The sequence below is a fragment of the Coxiella-like endosymbiont of Rhipicephalus sanguineus genome (assembly GCF_018687865.1).
Window position 1 is genome coordinate 1 of the sequence record NZ_NIQB01000073.1, and the last position, 2,567, is coordinate 2,567.

Consider the following 2,567-nt stretch of genomic DNA (forward strand, 5'->3'; position numbering starts at 1 on the left):
GCTTTTATAAATATTCCGACTTATTAATGTCTGAGAGTAGTTGGTTTCCTTAATTGTTTCAATCGTCTCTTTTAAACTAAGCCCATTTTCTTTAGATTGAACCGCCATATCCTTCAATTTTTTTTGGAGTTAAACTCCTGAATAATCTTTTCAGTAATAGTCGAAGCTTGTTCTATTAAGAATATTTTTTTGCTATTTTCTGCGGTGTCAGAAAATTCGCATAACAAGCGTTCACATCAGTATATGGAGATAAGCTTCAACTCTTCTGGATCTTCTTTCTCAGATATCGTTTCTATTGATTGACCACTTAAACTCTCAACCAGTTGAATAACTTGATAATAGTAAAAATTAACTTAATTTATGTTTTCCTTCTGAGCGGCTGGCATTAGTTCGGTCAAAAATTTCGGTGATGTCTTTAGCAAATAGGTAATAATAAGTTAACATTTTTGATATTTAAGCTTGAGTTTCTTTATCAAGAGCGAAGATAAAAAGATTCAGTAGTTGGTTTACTATTTTAGTGTTTTCTTCTTTTTAATCAAGAGAAATATTTTCTAATTCACACGTGAGAATAATACAATAGGCTCGACAAATTTCGCGTTGAGCTAGAAAATATGCTTGTTGGAGGCACTTTCCCAAAATGGTTATTTCCGCTGCGATCTCTTCTTTTTGCTCTAAAAATATTCTTCTTAATTCGAAGTTATTTTCTTCCCATAACAAGCTCTTTACCCAAGTATATTTTTTTCATAACCAATATTAATGACAAATTGGATGGACTGAGCCAAGTTGTGCATGAAGTGTTTTAGAACCTTTGCCGATAAAAGAAACGTGACCATGAGTTTTTTGTAGTTGCTTCCAGACCCAAGCTGTTATCACCAGTAAGGTCGTAAATCATTTGAGGAACTGTGTAGATCGAAAATAGGTTCCAGGCAATACTCAATAGACAAGTTAGTCAATGTAATTTTTGGGATGAGCCCTGAAAAAGTTTCGTACCGAACGGCTCATAATTTTTTATCGATATTTATTAACGAAACCTTATAATTTTACAGCCATTTTTAATTTAATTATTTCTTAATCATAAATTTTGATGCAATACGGGAATGAATAATTTCGCATTAAAAAAATTCAAAATTTAATCTTTTGAGGAAAATCTTCTTTAATTATACTGTAGCATGATATATTACACACTCCGGCAGAGTCGGTAATTTTTCTTTTTCCGGATCAAGTCAAACAAATTATCCAAGATCTCAAGACTTTTATAAAGTCATTGGAAAGCCCTAATGGCAAGCCTACAGGATTAGCCGCGACCCAGGTTGGTATCCAGCTGTGCATTTTTCTGATACAAATTTCCGAAGAAGCAAAAATTGTTCGTAAGGATTTTTATGATACTTTACCATTAACGGTTTGGATTAATTGGAGCTATAAAGCCATTAAAGAAGAAGGGAAAACGAAAGATTGGGAGGATTGTTATATTCAGTACCAGAAAAATGGGTAAGGTTTTTCGCTGGAATGTGATACATTACGAAACTTATCTTCCGGATGGGAAGAAGGTGAATGGAATAGCGCAGGATTTTTTAGCGCGAATTATTCAACATGAAACCGGCTTAAATGATGAACTTTATACGGATTTAATCGAAGAAGGTTGTCGTTTTGGAGATCTTGAAACGATGATAGTAATTTCCCAAAAGGAATTTCTCGATGCCAATAACTGAGAATAATTATTTTGATCATGAAGCGGATATCGGTATATCGGTCAAGATAAAATGATTGAATAGGCCTTTATCAACACTGCTGAGGCTCTCTTTGCCATTATGGTTGATGACTTGTCGCAAATTAAAAAAGAAAAATCAGTTCCTATTCAATTTAATGAAAGCGATTCCTAAATTGCTTTGTTAACTTAGCTTAATCGATTGGTCGCCGAAGCGCAAGCAAACAATCTGATATTTTCTCATTTTGAGCTTAGTTATCAGGGGGGAATATTGGAAAGCTAAAGGTGTTGGAGAAAAATGGACGGAAGAAAGGGTTTGGGGGACCGAAGTAAAGGGAGCTAGATTAACCATGCTTTTGGTAAAAAAAAGAAAATAGCCAATGGGAAGCAAAATACGTTGTTGATGTTTGAGGTTGTAAATTATCTGGCTCACTATAATATCTAGTCATGGATATCAGCCAACTTAAAAAAATCAATGATTACTGCTGGATTACTGCTGGATCTTGTGCGGATAAAGGAACTTGCCTGCGCCTATTCGAATTTAGGGTAGTGAATCTCTTATTCGAGTAATGGACGATAAAGTGCTTGAACAAATCACCAACCTGGCCTCAATTGCCCGGGTTAGTTAACGCGCGGCCATGGGGGCCTGTGCGGGACACGTGCCTATTGTGGCTATACCTTTCTTTGAGAGTGTCACTGCTTTTGACCTTCAGCAGGGAGGAATTTATTTACGCGGGCAGCGTGGGATTCGATATTTCTTGTGGAATCGGTTGCTTGCGAACGGATTTAACCTGGAAGCGATTAAAAGAGTATCGAGAACAACTACTAGCAGACATTAATAAGTCGGAATATTTATAAAAGC

3 protein-coding genes are annotated in these 2,567 nt (G+C 35.7%); all 3 read left to right on the top strand.

What is annotated here, in order from left to right:
* Positions 1–1,174: 1,174 nt before the first annotated feature.
* The 3 genes from B1F79_RS06980 to B1F79_RS04085 all read left to right on the top strand — a co-directional run bounded on the left by B1F79_RS06980 (position 1,175) and on the right by B1F79_RS04085 (position 2,544).
* Complete coding sequence (locus B1F79_RS06980; RefSeq protein ID WP_372443139.1) at positions 1,175–1,492, top strand: peptide deformylase; 318 nt, start codon at positions 1,175–1,177, stop codon at positions 1,490–1,492.
* Positions 1,485–1,709, top strand: coding sequence for a peptide deformylase (locus B1F79_RS04080; RefSeq protein WP_251366095.1), 225 nt, complete (start codon positions 1,485–1,487; stop codon positions 1,707–1,709). The genes B1F79_RS06980 and B1F79_RS04080 overlap by 8 nt, the downstream gene beginning before the upstream one ends.
* A 634-nt stretch (positions 1,710–2,343) precedes the next feature.
* Entirely contained in the window at positions 2,344–2,544 is a 201-nt protein-coding gene (locus B1F79_RS04085; protein WP_251366096.1) for a hypothetical protein, read from the top strand.
* The last annotated feature ends 23 nt before the right edge of the window (positions 2,545–2,567 follow it).